This is a genomic window from Ammoniphilus soli, from assembly GCF_040813775.1.
Map to the genome: position 1 here is coordinate 145141 of NZ_JBEGDL010000004.1, position 25679 is coordinate 170819.

Below are 25679 nucleotides of genomic sequence, written 5' to 3' on the forward strand. Positions count from 1 at the left end.
GGACCACTCGTTTTGCTTTGCGCAATATATGTCCTTTATTCAGGAGGAACTGTAATGAAAAAGAACATCATTCTGTTACTTGCAGGATTGTTATCACTTATTGTGTTGTCTGGTTGCAGTAATCCATCTCACGCGGAAAGCCAAGTAGTTTTGCGATTTGCTTATGCTAGCAATAGCCAACCGGTTAAGGATGCAATGTCCAAATTCGGGGAATTGCTTTCAGAAAAAACAAATGGCGAAGTTGTTGTTGAGTATCGAGTTAACGCAGACCGGGGCAGTTGATATAACAAAAGTAAGCGGTTCTGCACTTGAAGCTTTCTCAAAGAAATATTCCATTTTTGGAATCCCCTATCTATTCGATAGTGAAGAACATTTTTACACAGTTATGGAAAATAGGTTGATTATGGATCCCATTTACCAATCTACGGAGGATTTAGGGTTTATCGGATTGACCTATTATGATTCCGGGCAGAGAAGTTTTTACATGACTCATGGTCCTGTGAAAACGCCAGAAGATTTAAAAGGGAAAAAAATCAGAGTTATGCAAAGTGAAACAGCTATAAAAATGATTCAATTATTAGGCGGTTCACCTACACCTATGGGCAGTAACGAAGTTTATACTTCCTTGCAACAAGGAATTATTGACGGAGCGGAAAATAATGAGTTTGTGTTGGTAACCGCAGGACATGGTGACATTACGAAGTACTACTCCTATGATGAACATACAAGAGTACCTGATATCGTTATTATAAACAAAGAAACATTAAATCGATTAACAGAAGAACAGAGACAAGCCGTCTATGAAGCTGCAAAAGAATCAACCGAATTTGAGAAATTAGTATGGAAAGCAGCTGTTGAAAAGGAAAAAGAAGAAGCTATAAAAAAACATGAAGTTATATTTAATGATGTAGACAAAAAGCCATTCCAAGAAGCAGTACAGCCGCTTCATGATGAGTTTAAAAACAGTAAACCATTCAGCGAAATCTATAAAGCTATTCGGGATTTAAGTAAAAACTAAGTGATAGGAGTTTCGAATAATGCCAAAATTTAAAAAATATGTGGATAAAACTCTTGAACTTATTACTGGAACATTATTTCTTGCCATGATTGCGATTACAACCTGGCAAGTTATTAGTCGGTATATTTTAAATAGCCCTAGTACCCTTTTGGAAGAGTTCCTTAGATTTAGCTTGATTTGGCTTTCCATGTTATCAGCGGCATATGTTGTAGGGAAAAAGAGTCATATTGCATTCACTCTTCTTAGAGACCGATTAGTAAATAAGAATAAACTAGTAATCGATATAGTCATTCAAGCAAGTTTTCTAGTATTTGCAGCCGTCATCATGTTGTTTGGGGGAGGAAAAGCTGTTTCTCTTACCATGGCTCAGATATCGCCTTCACTCCAAGTGCCGATGGGCCTAGTGTATTTATCATTGCCGATTTCGGGAATATTTATATTGTTTTACAGTTTCTCAAATCTACTAGAGTTATTCGGTGAGAAAAAAGGTAGTTTAACTCAAGAAGACGTTTTTTTAAGCAAGAAAAAAATAAGTTAAATAAGACAAAGAAGGTGAAATAGCGTGGTATTACAAGCCAGTTTAACGTTATTTTTAGTATTCGCCGGTCTATTGGGAGTTGGGATACCCATTGCTATCAGCATAGCAGTAGCTTCCTTATCAACAGTATTATTGGTATTGCCTTTGGATATATCGGTTTTCACATCAGCGCAAAAAATGGTAGCAAGCATAGATAGCTTTTCATTGATAGCGGTACCATTTTTCATATTATCCGGAATCATCATGAACAACGGAGGAATTGCAGTCAAGCTTGTTGACTTTGCTAAACTATTAACAGGTAGAATCCCTGGTTCATTGGCACACACAAATATCATGGGAAATGCGCTTTTTGGCTCCATTTCCAGCTCTGCGATTGCTGCTTCTACAGCTATTGGCGGGGTAATGGTTCCACTTCAGGAAAAAGAGGGTTACGATCGAAAATTCGCTGCGGCAGTGAATATTGCTTCAGCTCCAACTGGGATGGTCATTCCCCCAAGTACCGCATTTATTATCTATTCCCTAATAAGCGGAGGTACTTCTATTGCCGCTTTATTTATGGGAGGGTATGTAATCGGAATTTTATGGGCGCTCGCTATCATGATCGTCTCGTATGTAATAGCCAAAAAGAGAAAATACCCTATTGCAGCTAAAGATATAAATAAAAATTTCAAAAAAATAATTATTGATGCCATGCCCAGTCTGCTGTTGATTTTTATTATCATTGGCGGAATCCTTACGGGTGCTTTCACAGCGATAGAAGCGTCAGCAATATGTGTCGTTTATTCCTTATTCTTAGCACTCGTTTATTATAAGACACTTACTATTAAGCAACTTCCAAATGTGGTTATTCAAGCTGTTGAAATGACGGGAATCATTATGTTGCTCATTGCCGCTTCATCCTTGATGTCATTTGCCATGGCATTTACCGGACTGCCTGCTGCTATCAGCAGTTTGGTTTTAAGTGTTTCGGATAATCCAATCATCATTTTATTAGTTATGAATATAGTGTTGTTACTTATTGGATGCTTTATGGATGTTGCGCCTGCCATATTAATCTTTACACCTATATTTTTACCAATTGCCCAAGGGATTGGCGTTGATCCAGTTCACTTTGCTATGTTTTTCATCCTGAATTTGTGTGTAGGTACCATCACTCCGCCTGTAGGGACCGGGCTATTTGTGGGAGCAAGTGTAGCTAAAGTGAAGGTCGAAGAAGTCCTGAAGCCGCTCCTCCCTTTTTACGCAGCCATACTTATCTTATTATTAATAGTAACCTATGTACCGCAAATCAGTTTATTTTTACCAAACTTGCTAGGACTTTAAAATAATCTAATGCCAAAAAAAGCCTCTTCACTTTTTGAGAAAGGAGGCTTTCTTTTTATAGGTGCTCGCTAGATGAGCTTGATCGGCACAGGCCTAAATCTTATACCGTCGTAAGGGATATTGCCAGTTCTTTGAGTTGATCCAACGTTTCCTTTGCGATGTTTCGATCCGTGATGATAGCATCTACTTGGTTTAAATCTGCTACTCTCGTCAAGGCCTGTACTCCGAACTTGCTTGAATCGGCAAGCAAGATGACCTGATCGGCCATATCTATCATTTTTTGCTTCACCCTCGCTTGAAGCTCATTGGATTCGCTGATCCCCCGCCGAAGATGAACCCCTTTACAAGATAAGAAGACTTTATTCACATGGTAAGAGTCTAATGACCGTTCCGCCAATGGACCCACAAATGACAGTGACTTCTGGGCCAGCAAGCCCCCTGTAGAAATGACCTCAATCTTTTCCTTACTGCTTAATTCCGTGGCCACTTTAATTGAATTGGTCAGCACAGTTAATGGAATATCGGGTAAATACGAAGCCATATACCAAGCTGTAGTACTGGCGTCCAGAACGATCCGTTCATTCGGTTGAATTCGTTCAATGGCTTCCAGCGCAATTCGCTTTTTTTCTTCCGCATGTGACGTTTCCCTTTCAAAGTACGGAATTTCCGTTTGCTGGTCCTTAATGCTCACTGCTCCACCGTGTGAACGGCGCAATCGTCCAGCCTGCTCCAGACGATCCAAATCGCGTCGGATCGTTTCCTCCGTGACATTACACAACTGGCTTAATTCGGTTACCCTAATGCTCCCTCTTTCATTAACCAGTTGAACAATTTTTTCATAGCGTTCCGCAACTAGCATATTGACACCTCCTTCCCAAACATGATGAAAGAACTCTCAATCAAGGGATGATTATGATCCATAACACCTTCCGCTTGCAGAAAAGGATTTTTGTTTGTTTTTGTTTTTATATTATAGCACTCATTGTTACACGATGATATAGAATGCCTTAACGGCCCGTACACCCCGACAACCAGGTTGGATTTCCTTGACCTCAAAAGAAGGGCCAAACCCCAAAAGGATTTGGCCACAGACTATAGTCCCGTCATCTTCAGGAACCGACCATATGCATTCTCCCATTCATCCCGCTGTTCGGGATCATACATGGAGACAGGGAACGACTCCCGAATGACCCGTCGCGCTTCCCAGATGTCAGAGAACTCTCCTTGCGCCAGCCATTGAACGGCCAAATTTCCGATGGCGCTTGCTTCTGCCGGACCTGCCCATACGGGTTTTCCGATAGCGTTTGCCGTCCACTGACAGAGGAGCGTATTGTGGATGCCCCCTCCGACCATATGCAATCCGTTAAAACGCTGGCCAGATAGCCGTTCCGTAAGCCCCAAGACATAACGGTATTTCAAAGCCAGGCTTTCTAAGATGCAGCGAACGATGGCGCCTCGTCCCTCCGGTACCGGTTGCCCAGTTTGCCTGCAGTACTGCCGGATGCGCGAAGGCATGTCGCCCGGGTGCAGAAAACGGGGATCATCCGGATCGATCATAGCCGCGAAGGCCGGTGCCTGTTCCGCCATTTTCACCAATTCCGGGAATGAATAGTTCATCCCTTCTCTTTCCCACTCCCGTCTGCTTTCCTGCAAGATCCACAGACCCATAATATTTTTGAGAAGCCGGTAGGTTTCCCCGACTCCGCCTTCGTTCGTAAAATTGAGTTCTAACGCCAACTCATTTATCACCGGCTGCTGCACTTCCGTTCCCATCAGTGACCAGGTACCGCAGCTCAAGTAAGCAAAGGGTCGCTCCAAGGCAGGAACAGCGGCTACCGCTGAACCCGTATCATGTTCTGCCACAGCATACACAGGAATTTCTCCAACGCCAAGCTCCGAACCAATGGAAGTGCGCAATTTCCCTACACTTGCGCCCGGATGCACGATTGGACCAAACCACGAATCGGGAATACCTAATTGGCGGATTAATTGCACATCCCACTTGCCTAAAGTAGGATTAAACAATTGGGTCGTTGTCGCATTCGAAAATTCATTGGCCATTTCACCCGTCAAGAAATAGCGCAGAAGATCAGGAATCATCAGAAAGCTGTCTGCTTCCCGAAGCAAGGGCGAATCGCTCTTCTTTAGCGCATACAGCTGAAAAATCGTATTAAACGAAAGAAACTGTATACCCGTCCGATCAAAAATCTCAGACTTCGGGATTTCAGCAAAAAGCTGTTCCATGACTCCATCCGTATGAGGATCTCTATAGTGATAGGGATTGCCGAGAAGCTCACCATTTTTTCCGATCAAACCGAAATCGACGGCCCAGGAATCGATCGCAAGACTCTGGGGAGATACCCCTTGATGCTTCACTTTGAGCAGGCCTTGCTTGATTTCGTGAAACAATCGCAGAATGTCCCAATGCAGGCGGTCACCCACCTGCACAGGATCATTCGAAAAACGGTGGATTTCCTCCACTTCCATCCTGCGGTCAATCAGGCGGCCGAGTATGACTCTGCCGCTGCTTGCCCCTAGATCAAACGCTAGAATGCTCACCCGCTTGCACCGCCTTTTTAATAATGTAAAACCGTTTCATTTGCATGGCGTTTCAACAATATTTCCTTTTCATAGGCTTTTATCTCTGCCAGCCACTCTTCGCGGACAGGAACACCCATCTTGGCACAGTAGTAATCCCATACCGCTCCAAATGGATAAGACTTAAACTCTTCCGTTAAGGCTAGGCGGGTGGTATAGTCGCCTTCCAGCTCTGCTTTTTTGAGGGTTTCAACCGGTTCCAGCATGGCGCGCAAAATCGCTTTAATGGTATTGCGCGTTCCGATGACCCAAGCAGCAACCCGGTTGATGCTTGCATCAAAGAAATCCAGCCCGATATGGGTTTTGCCTAGCAAGTCATTGCGTACCAATTCTCGGCCGATTTCGATTAATTCATCATCCATAATGACAACATGGTCGCTATCCCAACGCATCGGGCGGCTGACATGCAACAGAATGCCTTCACTAAATAGGGCAAGAGAAGATAACTTATTGGAGATGACTTCAGTCGGATGGAAGTGACCGGCATCCAAGCAGATCAATTTATTATTTTGGATCCCGTATCCCATATAAAATTCATGGGAACCCACGACATAAGCTTCTGAACCAATACCAAACAGCTTGCTTTCCACAGCATCCAAGTTGTATTGCGGGTTTAACTCTTCAGCAAAAATCTGATCCAGCGACTCCTTCAAGCGTTGTCTCGGCGCCATGCGGTCCACCGGGATATCCTTAAAGCCATCGGGAATCCATACATTGGTTACGCACGTTTGGCCCAGCTGTTCTCCGAAGTAAGCCCCAATTTTTCGCGATGCCTTGCAGTGTTCAATCCAAAACTGGCGAATCGATGGGTCCGGGTGGCTTAAGGTAAACCCATCTTTAGACTTTTCATGGGAGAAGCAAGTGGGGTTGAAATCTAAGCCTAAACCTTGTTCTTTGGCCCAATCCACCCATTTTTGAAAATGCTTCGGCTCCAGCTGGTCCAAGTCTACTTTTTCATCCGTATCCGCATAGATGGCATGAAGATTGACTTTATGTTTTCCGGGGATCAAGGAAAACGCCTTCTCCATGTCCTGACGCAATTCCTCTGGAGTTCGTGCCGCTCCGGGAAAACTACCCGTTACTGAGATCCCTCCAGTCAATTCCTGATCGCGGAAAAGGAAGCCTCTCACATCGTCTCCCTGCCAGCAATGCATGGAAATTTTAACGTTTTCAAGATTCTTAAGAACTTGATCCACGTCGATTCCGTGTTTTTGATACTGTTTCTTTGCCTCTTCATAATTTCTTTCCAGGTTCTGCTGCATTCGCTTTCCCTCCTGAGTAGTATTAGAGAATGACCCGGCGAGGCGGTCCCCCCGCCTGCACCAGGTCACTTCAGAGCTTTATCGTGTGAAGGCTGCTGGAACACCGCCATCAATGGTTAGCATGCAGCCGGTCGTTTTTTCCGATTTGGAAGAAGCGAAAAAGGCAATCCCTTCCGCAATATCCTTGGGATAAATATTCACGAGCAAAGTCGTACGCTTGCGGTAATATTCCTCCAATTGGTCAGGCTCGATGCCATAAGCAGCCGCTCGCTCATTGCGCCAGCCGGAATTCCAAATTGCAGAACCCTGCAGAATCGCGTCTGGAAGAATCGTGTTCACGCGAATGCCGAATTCTCCGCCTTCAGCTGCGATACAGCGGGCTAGATGCGCTTCCATTGCTTTTGCTGCACTATAGGCTGACGCGTTTTTGCCTGCATAAACCGAATTCTTGGATCCGACAAACACCATGTTGCCGCCGATTCCCTGCACCTTCATTTGCTTAAAAGCTTCACGGGCCACCAAGAAATATCCGGTACCCAACACGTTCATATTTAAATTCCATTCTTTCAGACTCGTTTCATCGAATGGGCTGGAGGTAGCCAGTCCAGCATTATTGACAATGATATCCACCCCTCCATACGTAAGGGCTGTTTCAGCGAAGGCTGCTTGAACCGCTTCTTCACTGGTTACATCCATTTTAACCGCAATAGCCCGGTTTTCTCCGTACTTCTCATTAATCTCTTCAGCAACCTTTTGCGAGCCTTCCAAATTCAGGTCCGCCAGCACGACGTGTGCGCCTTCGGAAACCAGACGTCTTGCCGTCTCACTGCCGATTCCACCGGCCCCCCCTGTAATGAAAGCCACTTTGCGCGAGAATTCAGCTTCTGCCGGCGCAAGGGTTAATTTGTAAAGCTCAAGCGGCCAATATTCTACGTTATACGATTCGTTCTCGCTTAGTGATACGAAGCGTCCCAATGCTGTGGATCCTTTCATCACCGCGATCGCACGGTGGTAAAGAGCTCCGCTTACTTTGGCCATCACCCAGCTCTTTCCGGTATTGATCATACCGACACCCGGAATCAGGATCACGCGGGGAGCGGCTTCAAACATCACATCGCCGTCGTTGTGGTTGCGAGCGAAGTATTCTTGGTATTGCTCTTTATAAGCGGCAATGCCTTCTTTAAGCTTTACCTTCAGACCTTCTACATCGTCTGCATTCGGTGTCCAGTTGATAAAGAGCGGAACCATTTTGGTATGAACCAGATGGTCTGGGCAAGCAGCCCCCACTTGAGAAAGCTCAGCGGAATCTTGGCCACCCACGAACTGCAGGACATCGTCTTCATCATCGAACGAAAGCATCATTTTCTTCTCGTCGCTTACGGCCCCACGCACGGTCGGCATCACTTGGGCAGCGATGCTTCTGCGCACTTCTGCCGGAAGCGCTTCGTATTTCACGCCGCCAAACACCTTATCCTGATTTTCTCTCGCTTCAATGTAGGATGCTGCTTCATTGATGATCGCAATGGTTTTTGCGTAGCATTCCCCTGAGGTCTCCCCCCAAGTGACTAGACCATGCTTTTCCATGAGGACAAGCTCCGCTTGTGGATTAGCTAAGACGCCTTCTGCGATCATTTTGGAAAGCTTGAAGCCTGGTCTCACATATGGCACCCAAACAAAACGGTTTCCGAAAATCTCACGAGCGATTTCTTTCCCGTTATCCGCACAGCAAAGGCTGATGATGGCATCCGGGTGGGTGTGATCGACATGCTTGAATGGAAGGAAACCATGAAGCAGCGTTTCAATGGAGGCTCTTGGATGCTTGTTGTCAATCATGCAGTGTGCCAGGTAAGCGACCATTTCCTCATCGGACATATCTTCTCTTTCAAATAAAGGACGGATATCTTCCATACGAAGACCTGTGAAATTGCCCGCTTTCATCGTTGCAAGGTCTGAACCGCTCCCTTTTACATACATCACTTCCACATCGCGCCCACGAAAATCTTTGACAATCGTTTTCATCGAAGTATTTCCGCCGCCCCAGTTGCACACCCGGCGATCAGTTCCTATGATATTGGAACGATAGACAAGTTCTTCTACCCCTGCCTTTAGTTCCGATGCTTTGGATTTATCCCATAAAGTTGGTACCATGATTGTGACCTCCATTTTTATTTTGTTGGTATTTCGTTTGTTTATTTATTATTTTTATTTTAACATGGTTGTTTATTTTTGAATAGAAGAAAAATAAAAATAAAAACAGAAATCTTTCAATAATAAATCGGCGAAGGAGACAACTTCTCTTCCCTTTTCCTAATAGACCTTTTTCGTCATTATCTCCCTTTGCGATTTTGGCGTACATGCAAATAACCGACTTTTCCCGTTTAATTATCCGGTTAAATAAATTGGGAAACAGCATGCACTGTTTCCCGCACGTTATTACTGGATGACCTTCAGAGTGTCCTTTCCACTAAAACTTGTCCCGTCCTGGAGATATCCGGTAATGTTGATCTCAATCTGTCCATTGTGCTCGCCTAATGCATCAATGACTTGCTGTCTGTCAAATTTGACCACCAACGCCTTGCCGTATTCTTGAACCTCAAGTGGAGAGAATCCAGCGAAATAGCTCTTTCCGTTGGCGTATGACAGAAGCTTTACTCACTTGAGATGTACCGCCCTCCTGCGGCAACTCAATAAAGGCAGTCATGGAATTCTTGCCGCCTTCCGCTTTTAAATTCAATGTATTCGGATTCACGTCTACACTAGCCGCAACCACTTTGGAAGTATAAATATTTGGTGCTGGCGGATTGGTCATTCCATGCCCCAGATAAAAACTGGTGTGAGGAGGTTGATTATAGCCGACATTTTGCCATGCAATTCCTTGTCTATAAACCGGATCATGCATCAGCGTATGAATCCGGTGATCGGTTACGTCCGTTGTTGTAAAGATTCGCAGTGAACTGCTATCTTCCGTTCTCCAGATCGCCTCTTCTCTCCAGTCGCCTAATATATCGGCCTGCAGGGCAGGATTACCTTTCGTGGAATTATTGGAGAAGGTTCCCTCAGCCGTTAACAAATTGACTGTCTTTTGATTCACATAATCCCACTTGTCGATCTTCCCGACTCCGTTCGGATCTGTGAAATCATGATCGAGAAGTTCACGCTGGAGATCCCCATCCCACCAAATCGCAAAGTTGGCTGGCGGTATGTTCGTGGAGATTTTCTCGCCTTTGGCCGTAAATAATCCTCCTGTTGGACTATTCCATGCACCATCAATCGCCCAAACCTCTGCCCCTTTGTAATTAGGCTCAATATCGGCAGCCAATCCTCTTCCTGTATCCTGGCCTGTATGAACTCCCCAGATGGTCTCCCCGGTATCAGCATCACGGAATTCTATTCCATACTTCGCATTTTTGTCTTCATGCACTTGGAATACCTCCATCCCCGGTCTATCCGGATCCAAGTCACTCAAATGCATGGCATCTCCATGTCCTAAACCTGTGGTATACAGCCCTGTTCCGTCATCATCGACAGCCATCGCTCCGTAAGTGATTTCATCTTTTCCGTCGCCATCCACGTCAGCCACACTCAAATTATGATTGCCTTGTCCCGCATAGCCAGAATTGCTAGGATCATTGCTGTCAAAGGTCCATACTTTGTCGAGCTTGCCATCTCTCCAGTTATAGGCAGTCAATACAGATCTTGTATAGTAACCGCGCGCCATGATCAGACTCGGCTTCTCTCCATCAAGATAAGCGATACCAGCCAGGAAACGGTCCACACGGTTGCCATAGCCATCTCCCCAACTAGAAACGTTTCCTCTAGGCGGCTCGTAATCGGTGGTCGTGAGAGCTTTGCCGCTCAAACCATCGAATATGGTGAGATACTCCGGCCCGCTCAAAATATACCCGCTAGAGTTCCGATGATCGGCATTCGCATCGCCGATGACCGTGCCTAATCCATCGACAGTTCCGTCTGCTGTTTTCATAGCCACTTCCGCTTTTCCGTTACCGTCCAAATCATAGACCATCATTTGCGTATAGTGTGCACCGGCGCGGATGTTCTTTCCGAGATCAATCCTCCACAGGCGGGTGCCATCCAATTTATAAGCGTCAATAAACACATTCCCCGTGTAACCTGCTCTTGAATTATCCTTTGAGTTGGATGGATCCCATTTGACTATAATTTCATACTCACCGTCCCCATCCAGATCCCCGACACTTGCATCATTGGCGTTGTACGTATAGGAAACACCGTCCGGAGTTATACCTCCTTCCGGTTTTTGCAGCGGAATGTCAAGATGGTTCTTATTCCAAACCTTTGCCGTGCTGGAATCCGGTTGCTCCCGTCCATTGAGAACAGTGCGGACTTCATAAGTAGACCCAGGGGTTCCTTCCTTATCCAGGTAGTTTGTGCTTCCCGTGATCGGGGTGACATTGATCTTTTCCCCTTCGCGGTAAAGATTGAAAGAAACACTCTCCGGATCCGTACCTAGCATCCGCCATCCAACGTAAATGACATCCTCCGCCTTCACAGCTACCAAACCGCGATTCAGTTTCTCCATCTGCCTCAACAAGACTTTGCTGATCGGCGTTTTCAATACGTCAGACTCTTGGGAGAATCCACCCAGATTAAGAGCCACAACTTTATAATAATAAGCTTGGGTAGTGGACACCGTATCATCCGTAAACTCCGCATTTTCTGCAATACCAACTCGTGTATACGGCCCACCCTCTGAAACTGCCTTGTAAATGTAATACTTCACATCATCATCCACCGGTTCCCAGGTCAATGTAATGGAGTTTTCGGAAGCGCTTTTAAGTGTCAGATTAGAAGGCGCAGCAGGAACCGCTACGGATGGATCGGCTACCGTAACCGACAGGGAAATACTCTTCGGCGATTCTACGCCTGCTGCTTTCACCTGGGTAACTGTATAATGGTAGGTAGAGCCAAGCTCTGCCGTTTCATCGGTATAATTAGGCGTGGTTGAGCTTCCTATTTTAATTGGATCGCTCTCCCCTTCGCCTATTCTATAGACATTATAGCTTTCAGCTCCTTCCACTCCTTCCCAGCTAAAGCTCACGGATGGTTTTGGGGTAAGCGTCATTTCTTGTAAAGATAACCCAGTCGGAGCTGAAACCGGCACAATTTCAATCGCATTCACCCGGCCATCTTTGCTGAATGCAAAGTTCAACTGCCCATCCGTTACTGTAATGACCTTAGTTAATTCAGAAAAATTCCCGCTGCTCGAAGAAACTGATCCTTGCGAGGCTCCTTCGATGGAGACATTGGTTGTATTGGCTGCTATAGTATCACCAGCAATAATTTTCACATAGTAGTCTCCATTCGGTACATCCACTAAGAACGAGTAATTGCCGTTCACAAAATCTCTTCGTATTTCATCCGGAGTTCCTCGGTCACGGAAGGTTGTTACTTTATCCAGCCCATATCCCCTTGCGCTATCATAAATCATCGTATTATCGACCCGAGTATATCCTGCCGCCACAGGACTGTCAGCCGAACCAAAGTCGAATTTCCATTCTTTACTTGCCGATACTGCCAAAGATAGCGGCTCGGTTGGTGTTTGTTGCTCCGTTTGAGCTGTTTCCTCTGCTGCAGTCTGTCCTGGTTCTATGGCGCTAATGCCCGAAAACATTGAAAACGTTACCATTAAACTCATCGCTAGAGGTAATTGCCTTAATCGTTTCCTGGCCATTCTTTTGTCTCCTTCATTCCTATTTTTTATGGAAAGTTCTCCTGCCATAAATCATGGGGGCAGTGTCCACCAACGCTTTTTATTATAAGAAATTAATTTTTATAATTCATTCAAAAATTCAGTCTCATCTGTTCAAAAAACAGTGTTCAATTTTTATCTATACTAAAACACCACGCAAGTCAGTAAAAAACACTGACATACGTGGTGTTCTGTTAAACATCTGATACTTTCTGTACAGCTTCCGATGTCCTGGAAGACGTGTCACCTTGGAAGCGTTTTGTACGACAAGAGTATTTCCATCCAACTTCACCTTTATATAAAAGCTGCCTATCTTCCCCACATCTCAATCAATAGATTAGCGTGATAAGACAGGTTCTTTTCAGCCCGATCGGAAAGATTGTCTTCTTTCGTTTTCTGATTAAGCTGGGATACGTACTTTTCCATAAACCTGATGGCATCCTTTGTTGATTCTTGTTCGAAGTGATGTTCAGCTTGCTTAAGAGTATTCGTTAACTGAGCAACGATCGGGCCGGTTAACTCACCGTTCGCCTCGTATTCTTCCATCTGTTTCTCCATAACGGATAGAACCCCTGAAATGGAGTAGTTCGGAACCGGGACGTTCGCCCAATCGGTATCAGATGCAAAATAGAAGCTTGGGTAGGAAGGCTGGTTGTAAGCGCTATTTTGAGTTGCGATACCTGATCTGTATTGAGCATCATGCATTAACGTATACAATTTGCGGTTTGTTTTTTCCGTGCTTAAATAGATACGAATAGCCGAGCTGTCCGTTGTTCTAACCAGCAGTTCTTCCCTCCAGTCCCCAAATACATCAGCGACCAAGGAGGGATTTCCCTTTGTGCCGTTATTTGTTCGGGTATCGGCAGCCGTAAGCAATCGGCCCTTCTTCCAATCCTCGATGGTCGGCGTTTTTTCTTGCGCACCGTCCACAATCTGTGTTGTCATATCGGCAGACCACTTAATATTCATGTTTGTGCCAGGTGTTTGAATACCTAATTTTTCTCCGGCAGCCGTCCACAATCCAACGCCCGTATTAGCCCACGTTTCCAAGCCTCTCGAAGAAGGATCAATATCTCCTACCATACCGCGACCTGTATCTTTACCTGTATAGCCGCCATAGATGATTTCCCCGGTTTTGCCGTCCCGCAAGGCATAGCCGTATGGAGCCATGGATGCATTCTCATGGACCATGTAGATCTCTTGCCCAGGTCTGTCCGGATCAATATCCGTCACATGGATGGCGTCACCGTGACCCAGTTTAGCTTCTTTTCCAGGGGCTGCACTTTGTTCAGGCAAAATACCTTTTGAGCTATACAATAAGGTACCATCATGATCGACGGTTGCGCCTCCATACACGATTTCATGTTTGCCGTCACCGTCTACGTCTGCCATAGTGAGGTAATGGGCACCTTGGTTTGTCAAGGCTCCGAGTTCGCCATTCGCTCCCGGTGTATAATGAGGATTATCGTTAAAAGGATTGCTCATCGGAGTCCAGCCGCTGTCCGCATACCAATGTTCCTTCAAGTGCTGGCCATCCCAGCTATAAGAAACGAGGGTGGTTCGGGTATAATAACCGCGGGCAAATACGGCATACGGCTTTTCACCGTCAAGATAGCCGACGCCGGCAAGGAAACGGTCCACCCGATTGGCTGGCTCAATTCTAGGCAAAGCATAATCTCCCCACATCAGACCATCGTCATGGCGCCCGGTTTTATAATGAATGGTTTCCAGTTCATCACCCGTTGCCCCGTTAAAGACAGTTAAATATTCCGGTCCATCTACAATAAAGCCTTCAAACTTTCTGAGTTCGTTGCGGGTGCTTCTGCTTGGAGCGTACACATCAAGGAAGTAGTCAGCTAAGGCTTCAGCATCTGCCCTGGATAGCGGATAGTCATATTTCTTTTCAATCCCGAAGCATTCCTCGAGGCTTTTCGGCCAATTTCCCTTTACCACCTCTTCATGCTTATCCCAGCCCATAAACATGTTTACCACGTGTTCACGATAATCCTCCGCACTCATGCGGTAGTCATCCAGGTTGCTGTAGCCGGCATTTATATCTTCCTGAGGCATCGTGATATACTTTTCGGAGGCAATATTGCCTTCCTTATCAAACTTTATGATCTTTGTCCCTGGAGCTGTTTTAAACATCATTTCGGACTTTCCGTCGCCGTCGAAATCATTAACCAGGAACTGGGTATAGTGAGCGCCCGCCCGGATATTCACGCCTAGGTCAATTCTGTACAGCTGCGTTCCATCAAACTTATAGCAGTCAATAAAAACATTTCCGGTATATCCTTTTATGGATACGTCTTTAGAATTGGAAGGATCCCATTTCACAATGTATTCATACTGACCGTCACCGTCGACATCCCCAACGCTCATGTCATTAGCAGCGTAGGTATACGTTTCGCCAGTAGGCGTTACACCGTCTGCCGGTTTTTTGAGCGGCAAATTATAGTACGAATTTTCCCAAGGGGTAATCTCTGAACTTTGGTCTACTTCTTTTCCGTTAATAACTGCAGAAATATAATACTTGGAACTAGCTGTTCCTTCTTTATCCTCATAGTTTGTGCTGTCTTCAACCGTCGCGATCTTTGTACCATCACGATATACATTGAAGTTTGCACCAGTCAAACCTGTGTCGGAATACCCTTTCACTTCATTAGCCAAGAGCCTCCAGCTAAGAAATACCCCTTCTGGCGTAGAAGCCGCAACCAGGCCTCTATCCAGGTATTCTAACTGGACGGATTTCCCTTGAACAGTCGGAATGCTTGTCTGCACTTCAGCCCCTAATGCGCTGGCCACACCTGTAAAAGCTAAGGATAGAGCTAAAGAGTTTGTAAGCACGTTTTTCGCAAGTCTAGCTTTTTTCAAATTCATGTCGAGTCACCTTCCTTAAATCTAGTAATCTACTATTATCTTGCCATCCAACCGCCATCTACAACGAGCACGTGACCATTCACATAATCGGATGCGGGCGAAGCTAAAAATACCGCAGCGCCGGCCAAGTCCTCCGGATTGCCCCATCGCCCTGCGGGGATACGGGATAGTATCGATGTGCTACGATCTGGATCGTGTCTCAATGCCTCCGTATTATTGGTTGCGATGTACCCTGGAGCAATGGCGTTGACTTGAATCCCTTGGGCTGCCCATTCATTGGCAAGAGCCTTGGTAAGGCCGGTTACCGCATGCTTGGCGGAGGTATAGCCGGGAACGTTAATCCCGCCTTGGAAAGATAATAAAGAAGCGATATTGATGATTTTTCCGCTTCTCCTCTCCAGCATCGGCCGCGCAATCTGCTGTGTGAGGATGAACAGGGCATTCAAGTTAGTATCGATCACGGCTTTCCAATCCTCAAGCGAATGCTGGATAGCTGGCTCCCTTCGAATGATGCCTGCATTATTCACGAGGATATCGATTGGAAATCGGGAAGCTAGCTCCCCGGCTTTCTCCTCAAGGCCATCCGTCTTGGACAAATCCATCAGAATCGTCTGAGCGTTCCGTCCAAATTCTTTGACCATCGCTTCTGTCTCTTGCATGTTATTTTGATGCCCGAGGAGGATTAAGTCTGCACCCGATTTCGCCAAAGCAACAGCAATCGCTTGGCCGATCCCCGTTCTTGCTCCAGTCACTAGCGCCGTCTTCCCCTCCAGGGAAAATAAATGATACATCTGTCTACACACTCCTTTAATGTCTCTATCGATCTTGAAGAAAAGATCCTATCAGCTTGTATGCATCCGTTTTTTCTTCCATATCTTCCAACCAATTTAAAAATCCATGAATCATGCCATTAAAGCGGCGGCTTACCACGGCAACCCCTGCTTCTCGAAGTCTTTCAGCATACCTCTCCCCTTCATCGCAGAGGGGATCATACTCTGCTGTAACCACCACGGCCGGGGGCAATCCCATTAGATTCGCCGATTTCATCGGAGAAGCATAAGGGTTGTCGCCTTCTTCTTGCTGTTTCAGGTAATACTGCCAATAAAGGCCCATTCCCTTGCTTGTGAGGCCATAGCCAGTCCCTTTCTCCTGATACGAAGGATAGGGAGACTGGATCCCATGGCGATGGTAGTCCGTAACGGGATACATCAATACTTGTTTGGCAATGGAGGGTCCACCCCGGTCGCGTGCCATGATCGCTACGGCAGCAGCCAGGTTGCCTCCCGCACTATCTCCTCCGACTGCGATTTGTTCCGCATCGCCTTGAAGTTCGTCCACATGCTGAACCGTCCACTGCAATCCTGCATAACAATCTTCCAGACCAGCCGGGAATGGATGCTCAGGTGCCAGACGGTAGCCTACCGAGATGACTTTCCAGCCGGAAGCGCGTACTAGATTACGGCAAGAAACATCATGCGTTTCAATGCTTCCCCTCACAAATCCTCCCCCATGGAAGAAAACCAACAGGGGGAAAGGGCCATCTCCTTCCGGCGTGTAGATGCGAATGGGAATTTCGCCGCCGGGTCCGGAAATCATGCGATCTTCAATGGAACCTACGGCAGGTCGGTCACTCTCCGGAGGCAGCCCGATCTTTTCCAAATTCCTCAATTTGGACACGGGAGCCTCTGTAATCGACTTGGGAGCCGCATCTAAGTATCTTTTCGCCAAAGGGTGTAACGGCATATCTATACCTCCTATCTGGGCAAATAGTCTTTTATGTTGCTAAGCATTCCAAAATCAACACACCTTTTCCCAGCAATAGCGTTTCTTGCTGATAGAATTTTCCATCGAGCAAATTTCTGAAGGAGCCGGTGCCTAGTTGAATTTTTTCATTAGAGTCGTTGTGATTTAAAACAAAGGTATAGGTCTTTCCGTCCTTGGTACGCCGGGTAGCTTCCACCCCTTCTGCCGCCTGAAGCACGGGTTCAATCCCTTTTTGGCGGCACAACTCTCCAAGCAGATCAATCAAGAAGCTTCTTTCCGGACTGGATGCCACATACCAGGCCTCTCCTTTTCCATATCGGTTCCTCGTCAGCACCGGCATGCCTTGATAAAAGTCCGACCCATATTCCGCGATCACATCGGCTCCTTCTGAGTGAATGAGATCACATAGCAAGTTGCATTGGTAAGTTCCTTGAAGGGATCCGATTCTTTCTGTCATCACGATTTGATTCGACATATCAGGGAAAAGAGCATCGATTTCCTCCGCCCAAATGCCCAATAATTCTCGAAGTTCGCCAGGGTATCCGCCAAGTGTGACTAAATCATGTTCATTGACGATTCCGCTAAAGAAGGTGGTGAGAAAGGATCCGCCCCTTTTTACAAAGTCTTTTATGCGATCGGCAACGCCGGATTTGACCATATAGAGCACCGGAGCTATCACGAGATCATAGGAATCAAGGGGGGTATCTACACTGATCAGATCGACCTGGATATTTTGCGTATACAGTGCATCGTAATATTTCCAAACTTCTTCCACGTACTTCAGATCCGCACTCGGACCGGTAGACATTTCAATCGCCCACCAGTTCTCCCAGTCAAATAAGATAGCCGCCTTCGATTCGATTCTCGAGTCTAAAATCCTATCCCCGAGGTCTTGGAGTTCTCTCCCCAGCGCGGAACATTCCCGGAACACCCTGGTATGTTCATGCCCCGCATGTTCGATGACTGCTCCATGATATTTTTCACAGGCCCCGGCGGATCGTCTCAGTTGAAAAAACATCACCGTATCGGCTCCTCTAGCCACGGCCTGGTAGCTCCATAACCTCATAACGCCCGGCCTTTTCAGGCTGTTGTAAGGCTGCCAGTTTTGCTGGCTGGGGGTCTGCTCCATTAGCATGAACGGAGCTCCCTGCTTCAGCCCCCGCATCAAGTCATGCCTCATAGCTGTCAAGCTCACCGGGGTATCAAAAGCCGGATAGTTATCCCACGATACAATATCCATTTGCTTTGCCCATTTAAAATAATCCAGATCTTTAAAAGTGCCCATCAGGTTGGTCGTGACCATGATGTCAGGAGTGATCTCTTTCAGTACTTGATATTCTGCTTGATAGCATTCCAGCAAGGAATCCGAATTAAATCGGTAGTAGTCTAGCGTAATGCCCTGAAATACTGTGGCTCCATCTTCTTCCCGATGCTCCGACAAGCGGTTAGGAAGCACGATTTCATCCCAATCATAAAACGTATGGCCCCAGAAGCTCGTATTCCATGCCCGGTTTAATGCATCCAAGGTCCCGTAGCGCTTTTTCAGCCACACTCGGAAGCCGATCTCACAGTTATCGCAATAACAGTGGCCGCCGTATTCGTTATTCACATGCCATACCAGCAAGGCGGGGTGGTCCTGGTAGCGTTCAGCAAGCTTTCGCGCCATTAATGCGGAATATCTGCGATACGTAGGGCTGTTCGGGCAAAAATTATGCCGAAAGCCAAATTTTCTTTTCATACCGTCAAAGGTAACCCTCAATACATCGGGATAACGTTTAGCCATCCACGCAGGCACAGCAGCCGTACCCGTGGCTAAACAGGCATATACCCCGTTTTCCGCCATCTTATCTAGTATCTGATCCAACCAGGTAAAATCGTAATGGCTCTCATCCGGTTGTAAGCGTGCCCAAGAAAAAACACCTACAGTCGCTACATCAATATGAGCCAGTTTAAATAGCCTCATATCTTCATCCCATATCTCTTTTGACCACTGATCGGGGTTATAGTCTCCACCGTAAAAGACCTTAGGCAGTTTGGCGTGAATCACACGTTTACCTCCATTTTTAAAAATGTAAGAATTCCATACCCTGCAAGGTCATTATAAAAAAGGGAACAGGAAATTGGAGGCTAATTTTCCGATATTTCTGTTTAAAAATTAGAGGCAAAATATTTGGGGAATGATTCGGTCTATCAGATGCAGCTATGTTCCCTAATACAATATCCTTTGCACACCCCTATACCCCATTTGGATTCTTGTGTTTACTATCCCTTCCCGTCAGACATAACCTTGTTTATTTGGTCCATCCCTATTAGACATTAAGATTGGAGAGCAATGCCAGACGAACGGAGAAATAGAACTGAAATCCCATTCCAAGATTCAATTTAGAACATATGTTTGGTATAATGGAATTATAATCTTCTATTGAAAAAGGGGGGCTTTCTTTGAGCGAGCATAACTTGACTTTAGACGAGTTTCTTTCCCGGTTTCCTACGGAAGAGGATTGTGCAAATTACTTATTCCAGGTGAAGTGGCCACATGGTTTCGTCTGTCCCCGTTGCAGCCATCACCAAGCTTATAAGACGTCTACTCGACGACTCCCGATCTACGAATGTACCCAATGTCGTCATCAAACCTCCCTAACCGTCGGAACCGTCATGGAGGGCAGCCGGACAGCCCTGCGAAAGTGGCTAACCGCACTATTTCTTGTTTCTCATGATTTGTGCGGGATAAGTGCCCTCAAGCTGAGCAAGATCATTAACGTGACTTATAAGACAGCCTGGCTAATGCTGCACAAAATTCGCCATGCCATGAGCGATGCCGATGCTTCGATCCTTTTATCTGGGCTTGTTCACGTGAACGATGCCTGTTACGGAAAACCTTATAATTCCACGTGGAACAAACATCCCCAAGAACACCCCCTCCTCGTGGGAGCCACCTTGAATGATCGGGAAGAACCTGTCTATATTAAAATGAAACTCCTTCCGGCAAAACAACTAAAGAAGAGGTATATTCACCGCGTTGGACGTGATGAGTTTGTCAAACAATATGTCCAATCAGGCTCCACTAAGGTAAAATTCACCCTCGGACGATATATCTCTCAAAAAGCCAAAAAGTTATTCCCTCACTTTGCCAATGCGAATCGATGGATCAACCAAACATTCCATGGATTAGGTCCACGTTATTTGCAGGCCTATTTCAACGAGTTCTGCTATCGCTTAAATCGAAAATTACAAAAAGCATCGATCTTCGAAAGTCTGGCGAATCTCTGTATGTCCAGCCAGCGGATTACGTATGCCGCTTTGACTCGCTGGTAGGAAGGAATCTATTAAAAATTTTTTGTGCTGCATTTACCTAGAAAGCTTTACACCTCGTGTCTGATCAGAAGGGATAGTGATTACAAGAATCCGAACATAGATATAGCTCATACGGATGATGGTTTAGCTGCAAAAAAGAATGACCCCATGAGGTGGTCCCCTACCTTCATCGGGTCTTTAATAAATGTTTATTTGATAGGATAAGCCATTGTAGACATGAGTGCGTTTTCCGCCTGAGTCGCATCCAAACGGCTGTACTGGACAATCACCGGCATATCGCTTTCCACTTCCATCGCATAAGGAACACCCACAGGAATCGCCGTACCGTCCTTAGCGATAGAACTGGTACGAATATGTTTCGTGCGTCGTCCGGGTACCACTAACAGAATGTCTTCCATCGGCTCCCGATCCTCAAAGAACACGGTCACCTTCAGCTTGGCATCCTCGGAACCTGTGTTCAGGACACAGATCGACTCATGACTTTCCAAATCACCTGAACTCGTTGGAGGAATATACCCGTCCGGGATAAACCAAAGCTTCTCGCCTTTAGCTTGTGACACCCGTCTCCCTCCTTTCAGCTTGATGATATTTCTCCTTTAAAAAAGCCATACTTTCCTCTATAAAAGGCTCCTTTGTATCTTCCATTAAAATATTTATGAAAGGTTTTTTAGCCTTAATTAATTTCATCAGGAAGTCATAGTTTAGTAAACCTTTTCCAACAGCTGCCGGTTTCAGCTCATTTCCTTCTAAGATAAAATCTTTGGCATGCAAGATCACGATTCGATCTCCTAATAAATCAACCGCTTCTTCTATAATCTCTTCTTGATTTTTATAATTTTCAATGGTCAATAAATTGACCGGATCAAAAATGACTTGAAGATTGTTGGAATTTATACTATCTAGAAGCCTTTTCATCACTTTTGCAGAATAGATAGGATGGTTAACCCCTGCTTCAACTCCGACAATCACGCCAAATTTTTCAGCTTCTTGCACTAGTTCACGGACGCTTTCCACTACTTCTTGGAATGGTTGCTCTTTAAAATTTTCTACCGTAAATGAAATCTCTGCATTCACATTGCCGGTTTCGGTTCCTACAATGCCGCAGCCGAAATCGCGAGCATATCTAATATACTCTTTGAAGCGATCCAAAGACTTTCTTCTTTCCTCCTTGTCCGGATGAATCATGTTGATATAACAGCCTAACACGGCAATCTGTATATCATGCTTGCGGAATGCACTGCCGATATGGTGGGCCAATCCGGGAGATAAGCTTCCTAGATCGGTACTGATATCTTCAAAGGATTTAGTTAATGCTAACTGAACGGATGTCAAGCCTTTTCAATTTCTATCACTAATTCCTCTAAAGGACGGTAGTCCATGTCATGCGCTCTGATGCCAAGGTTCATATTCATCACCCGCTTTTCGTGTATTCCTATTACTTCAAATCTCCCATTTTCACATGATCCATGTCATGATACGTGATGTTCTCTCCGCACATGCCCCAAATGAACGTATAGTTGCTTGTAGCTGTTCCGGTGTGAATCGACCAGCTTGGCGAAATGACCGCTTGTTCATTTTTGAGCACGATATGCCTCGTTTCATCCGGCTTCCCCATGAAGTGGAATACCCGCGTTTCAGGTTCCATATTGAAGTAGAAATAGACCTCCATCCGGCGTTCATGGGTATGGCAAGGCATCGTATTCCAAACGCTTCCGGGCGAGAGCATGGTTAATCCCATTTGAAGCTGGCAGCTTTCGCACACATTCGGATGGACATACTGGTAGATTTTGCGTTCGTTCAATGTTCCCGGAGCCCCGGCGTGCAGAGGATCAATCTTATTGATATCAATTTTAACAGTCGGATAGGTGTGATGGGCCGGAGTCGAGTTGATATAGAATTTAGCTGGATTGCTCGGATCTTTTGAACGGAATAAAACTTCTTTTGTTCCCCTTCCGACATATAAACCGTCGCGGAGCTGCATATTGTATTCTGCGCCGTCAAGGACGACGGACCCTTCGCCGCCGATATTAATGATCCCCATTTCGCGGCGTTCCAAGAAATATTCCACCCCCAGCTCTTTATCCAGCGTAATGGCTAATTCTTCTTTAGCCGGTGTGACACCGCCGAAGATCATGCGATCCACATGAGTATAGGTCAAGTGTACTCGGTCCGGTTCAAACAGGGTTTCCATCAGAAAGTGTTCTCTCAATTCTTCTGTGGTCATTCTTTTTACATGGTCAGGATGATGAGCATAACGAGTTTCCATTTCCATCATTCAGTCTCCTTTTATCCAATCAAATTTGAGCTTCGTTTACTTGAATTCAATAAGGCGGAAAGGAATGCCAGTACCAGTCCCTGGCCCCATCCCTGAATCCGCTTGTGAGGCACCTCTTTATATCCTTGCACATTGCGCATGACGGCCGTCCCTGCGGACACTTGCGTAACCATTCCTTCCTCGGTTATGTGCTCCAATATGCCCTGGATGGACTTTTGAATGTACTTGTTGTAAAGGGATCCTTTGGAAAGCAGCCCCAGGGCAATCCCGGCGGAACCTGAAATCTCCTCATAAGACGTCGGATCCGTCAGCACGGTATGCCATAATCCATTCTCTGACTGGAGACGAACCAATGCACTCAATTGATCTCGTAGGGAGCCTTCGATCATCATGAATGACGGATGCGTCACATGGACGATGTCAAGCGCTTTGGCCATCGTGAGCGCAGCCCAAGCGTTTCCGCGAGCCCAAAACACTCCGGACATGTGGTCTTGCGCGATATTGTCCCATCCGTGGTAATAAAGATTCGTCACCGGATCCTGCAAAAATTGCTCGTGGCCATGATACTGCTTCAATCCGTCTTCAAAATAGTCGTCTCTTTCCAGAAGAGCTCCGATCCGAATCAAGTAATAGCCAGCCATCATCATCGTGTCGACCCAGGCCTGTTCCGGGAAATTATACACCTCCGAATTGACCGTGTGCTGGAAGATGCCGTCCGCAAATCGTTCCGCATCATGTTTCAGGAATTCCGCCATTTGGATGGCCACATCCAAATATTTTTCATCCCGAGTGGCCTGATATAAGGAAAGAAGCGCATGTCCGATCGAAACGCCATTCACGGATAATTTCGGGAGGCCATCCTCCAGTCTTTCATCCACCCAGCCTTTCAATAGCTCGATATATTTTTCGTTCCCTGTTGCCTCATAGGCTTCCGCAACGCCGAAAAACGCGACGCCTCCTGGCCAATCCCAGCTAAAATCCATCTCAAACGTTCGATGTACAACTCGGTCAATGACCTGGCGAATTTCTTCTTCATTAAATACTAGTGCTGGCATAATTTCTCTCCTCTCTATCCTTTCACGCGATAATATTTATTTCAAACCGCTGGTACTGATCCCTTCCACAATGTACTTTTGAAATAGGAAGAATACGAGAATGACAGGCAATAAGGAAACGACGGACATGGAGAACATCGCTCCCCAATTGGAAACCGATTCGGCATCCAAAAACATTTTCAAGGCTAGGGACACCGTATATAATTCTGGACTATTCAAATAGATGACCGGATTGATCAAATCTTCCCATCTCCAATAGAAAGAAAAAATGGCTGATGTGGCAAGCGCCGGCGTAATCAAGGGAAGGACGACCCGAAAGAAAATGCCGAATCTGCCGCATCCATCAAGAGTGGCCGCTTCATCAAACTCCAAAGGGATGGTGCGGATAAACTGAATGATCAAGAAGGTAAAGAACGGAATCCCAAACCATTGCGGAATCACGATCGGTTTAATCGAATTCAGCCAACCCAGTTTGGCAAACAGGATGTATTGCGGAATCATGACTACCTCATGCGGCAGCATCATGGTGAGCATCATGCAGGTAAACCAAAAGTTTTTGCCCCAGAATTGAATCCGGGCAAAGCCATAGCCAATGACGGCCGATGAAAAAACCGCACCAATGGTAGAAATGATAACGATCACCAGTGAATTTTTAATAAAGGTGAAAAACGGTTGACCGCCAATCCCTTTCCAGCCTTCCGCATAGTTCCCCCATACCCACGGATCCGGAATCAGAGAATGCGCTGTAACGAAGATGCTGGAGCTTTCCTTAAACGAGCTCATTAAAAGCCAGATGACAGGGTACAGCATGACGATGGCCAAACCCAAGGTAAACAGGTGATAAAAGCTGATTTTCCGCTTCCATTTCACCGGCCTAACGGCTGCAGGCTGCTTTACGGCAGTATCAGAAGTGATGGGCCTCATTTATTTACTCCCCCTTTGACTCATAATGCACCCAGTAAGACGATGTCTTAAATAGGATTAAGGTTAATAAAGCCACCATAATCAGCATGACCCAGGCCATCGCGGAGGCATAGCCCATTTGGAAAAAGTTAAATGCTTTCTGGAACAGATACAGCGAATAAAGCAAGGTTCCATCGAGCGGCCCCCCTTCCCCTTTCGAGATGACGTAAGCGGGGGTAAACGTCATAAACGCGGAAATCGTCTGCATGACTAAATTGAAGAGAATGATCGGACTCAGCATAGGCAATGTAATCTTGAAAAACTGATGGATGCCATTGGCACCGTCCACACTAGCCGCTTCATATAACTCTTTCGGGATGTTTTTCAAGCCTGCCAAAAAGATCAGCATCGATGATCCAAATTGCCAAACCGAAAGCATAATCAATGTCCACAACGCAGAAGTGGGATCTTGATACCAGAAGATCTTCTGATCAACCCCTAAAAAGAACAGCAGGGCGTTGATGACTCCTTCATTTCCAAAAATGTTTTGCCACATAATGGCTACCGCTACGCTACCTCCGATAATCGAGGGAAGATAATAGATCGTTCGATAAAACCCTACCGTCTTTGATTCCCGATTGAGCAGCATGGCGATAAAAAGAGCAAATCCGAGACGAAGCGGCACTCCGGCAAGGACGTAATAGAATGTCACTTTTACGGATTTCCAGTACTTCTCATCACCTGTAAACATTTCTGAATAGTTATCAAGCCCAATCCATTTGGGAGAGGAGAACAAATCATATTCGGTGAAAGACAAATATAAGGAAGCCATCATGGGGATCAGCGTAAAGCCGAGAAAGCCGATGATAAAAGGGGCGATAAACGTGTAGCCCGCAACATTGTCTAAGGTGGTTCTCAGTTTCATCCTTCCACTCCTTTCTTTCACATGATAGAGTTGCAAGCGGGATGCCTTCCATCCATTGGAGCAATCGGCTTCGGGCATCCAACTAACAAACTCTA

21 protein-coding genes are annotated in these 25679 nt (G+C 45.9%); 5 read left to right on the forward strand and 16 right to left on the reverse strand.

Annotated features, from left to right (window positions below; all coding sequences use genetic code 11):
* The first annotated feature begins 54 nt into the window (after positions 1–54).
* The 4 genes from ABLT31_RS11040 to ABLT31_RS11055 are packed head-to-tail and all read left to right on the forward strand — an operon-like array spanning position 55 to position 2879.
* A complete protein-coding gene (locus tag ABLT31_RS11040; RefSeq protein WP_367751568.1) occupies positions 55–282 on the forward strand; it encodes a hypothetical protein in 228 nt (75 codons plus the stop codon).
* Positions 233–1018, forward strand: coding sequence for a TRAP transporter substrate-binding protein (locus ABLT31_RS11045; protein WP_367751569.1), 786 nt, complete (start codon positions 233–235; stop codon positions 1016–1018). Before ABLT31_RS11040 ends, ABLT31_RS11045 begins: the two co-directional genes overlap by 50 nt.
* 19 nt (positions 1019–1037) lie before the next feature.
* Positions 1038–1556, forward strand: a complete 519-nt coding sequence (locus ABLT31_RS11050) for a TRAP transporter small permease (RefSeq protein ID WP_367751570.1) — start codon at positions 1038–1040, stop codon at positions 1554–1556.
* Between the two features lie 24 nt (positions 1557–1580).
* On the forward strand, positions 1581–2879 hold the full coding sequence (locus ABLT31_RS11055) for a TRAP transporter large permease (protein ID WP_367751571.1): 1299 nt from the start codon (positions 1581–1583) through the stop codon (positions 2877–2879).
* 100 nt (positions 2880–2979) lie between these two features.
* On the opposite strand, the gene ABLT31_RS11060 is transcribed toward ABLT31_RS11055, so the two are convergent.
* From ABLT31_RS11060 to ABLT31_RS11105, 10 genes are all read right to left on the reverse strand, one after another.
* Positions 2980–3738 carry a DeoR/GlpR family DNA-binding transcription regulator gene (locus ABLT31_RS11060; RefSeq protein WP_367751572.1) on the reverse strand — a complete coding sequence of 253 codons (759 nt, stop codon included), beginning with the start codon at positions 3736–3738 and terminating at the stop codon, positions 2980–2982.
* Positions 3739–3971: 233 nt separating this feature from the next.
* The gene (rhaB, locus tag ABLT31_RS11065) at positions 3972–5438 is read right to left on the reverse strand and encodes a rhamnulokinase (protein ID WP_367751573.1); all 1467 of its coding nucleotides are present in this window, start codon (positions 5436–5438) and stop codon (positions 3972–3974) included.
* 17 nt (positions 5439–5455) lie between these two features.
* Complete coding sequence (gene rhaA, locus ABLT31_RS11070) at positions 5456–6739, reverse strand: L-rhamnose isomerase (protein ID WP_367751574.1); 1284 nt, start codon at positions 6737–6739, stop codon at positions 5456–5458.
* Positions 6740–6817: 78 nt separating this feature from the next.
* Positions 6818–8887, reverse strand: coding sequence for a bifunctional aldolase/short-chain dehydrogenase (locus tag ABLT31_RS11075; protein WP_367751575.1), 2070 nt, complete (start codon positions 8885–8887; stop codon positions 6818–6820).
* Positions 8865–9095 (reverse strand): hypothetical protein, encoded by a 231-nt coding sequence (locus ABLT31_RS11080; RefSeq protein ID WP_367751576.1) that lies wholly within the window; start codon positions 9093–9095, stop codon positions 8865–8867. The genes ABLT31_RS11075 and ABLT31_RS11080 overlap by 23 nt, the downstream gene beginning before the upstream one ends.
* Positions 9096–9332: 237 nt before the next feature.
* The gene (locus ABLT31_RS11085; RefSeq protein ID WP_367751577.1) at positions 9333–12449 is read right to left on the reverse strand and encodes a rhamnogalacturonan lyase family protein; all 3117 of its coding nucleotides are present in this window, start codon (positions 12447–12449) and stop codon (positions 9333–9335) included.
* A gap of 327 nt (positions 12450–12776) precedes the next feature.
* Entirely contained in the window at positions 12777–15347 is a 2571-nt protein-coding gene (locus ABLT31_RS11090) for a rhamnogalacturonan lyase (protein WP_367751578.1), read from the reverse strand.
* A gap of 35 nt (positions 15348–15382) precedes the next feature.
* Positions 15383–16138 (reverse strand): 2-dehydro-3-deoxy-D-gluconate 5-dehydrogenase KduD, encoded by a 756-nt coding sequence (kduD, locus tag ABLT31_RS11095; protein WP_367751579.1) that lies wholly within the window; start codon positions 16136–16138, stop codon positions 15383–15385.
* A gap of 25 nt (positions 16139–16163) precedes the next feature.
* A complete protein-coding gene (locus tag ABLT31_RS11100; protein WP_367751580.1) occupies positions 16164–17090 on the reverse strand; it encodes an alpha/beta hydrolase in 927 nt (308 codons plus the stop codon).
* Between the two features lie 31 nt (positions 17091–17121).
* Positions 17122–19158 carry a beta-galactosidase gene (locus ABLT31_RS11105; protein ID WP_367751581.1) on the reverse strand — a complete coding sequence of 679 codons (2037 nt, stop codon included), beginning with the start codon at positions 19156–19158 and terminating at the stop codon, positions 17122–17124.
* Positions 19159–19553: 395 nt separating this feature from the next.
* Between ABLT31_RS11105 and ABLT31_RS11110 the strand changes: the two genes are divergently transcribed.
* Positions 19554–20426, forward strand: a complete 873-nt coding sequence (locus tag ABLT31_RS11110) for a transposase (RefSeq protein ID WP_367751582.1) — start codon at positions 19554–19556, stop codon at positions 20424–20426.
* Positions 20427–20614: 188 nt separating this feature from the next.
* On the opposite strand, the gene ABLT31_RS11115 is transcribed toward ABLT31_RS11110, so the two are convergent.
* The 6 genes from ABLT31_RS11115 to ABLT31_RS11140 all read right to left on the reverse strand — a co-directional run bounded on the left by ABLT31_RS11115 (position 20615) and on the right by ABLT31_RS11140 (position 25584).
* Positions 20615–20986: a sensory rhodopsin transducer gene (locus ABLT31_RS11115; RefSeq protein WP_367751583.1), complete on the reverse strand. Its 372-nt coding sequence runs from the start codon at positions 20984–20986 to the stop codon at positions 20615–20617.
* Positions 20973–21758, reverse strand: a complete 786-nt coding sequence (locus ABLT31_RS11120; protein WP_367751584.1) for a sugar phosphate isomerase/epimerase family protein — start codon at positions 21756–21758, stop codon at positions 20973–20975. The genes ABLT31_RS11115 and ABLT31_RS11120 overlap by 14 nt, the downstream gene beginning before the upstream one ends.
* A 103-nt stretch (positions 21759–21861) precedes the next feature.
* Positions 21862–22692 (reverse strand): 5-dehydro-4-deoxy-D-glucuronate isomerase, encoded by an 831-nt coding sequence (gene kduI, locus ABLT31_RS11125; protein WP_367751757.1) that lies wholly within the window; start codon positions 22690–22692, stop codon positions 21862–21864.
* Positions 22693–22712: 20 nt separating this feature from the next.
* Positions 22713–23756 carry a glycoside hydrolase family 88/105 protein gene (locus ABLT31_RS11130; protein ID WP_367751585.1) on the reverse strand — a complete coding sequence of 348 codons (1044 nt, stop codon included), beginning with the start codon at positions 23754–23756 and terminating at the stop codon, positions 22713–22715.
* Positions 23757–23792: 36 nt separating this feature from the next.
* The gene (locus ABLT31_RS11135) at positions 23793–24680 is read right to left on the reverse strand and encodes a carbohydrate ABC transporter permease (protein WP_367751586.1); all 888 of its coding nucleotides are present in this window, start codon (positions 24678–24680) and stop codon (positions 23793–23795) included.
* A 4-nt stretch (positions 24681–24684) separates the two neighbouring features.
* Positions 24685–25584: a carbohydrate ABC transporter permease gene (locus ABLT31_RS11140; protein ID WP_367751587.1), complete on the reverse strand. Its 900-nt coding sequence runs from the start codon at positions 25582–25584 to the stop codon at positions 24685–24687.
* Between the last annotated feature and the right edge of the window lie 95 nt (positions 25585–25679).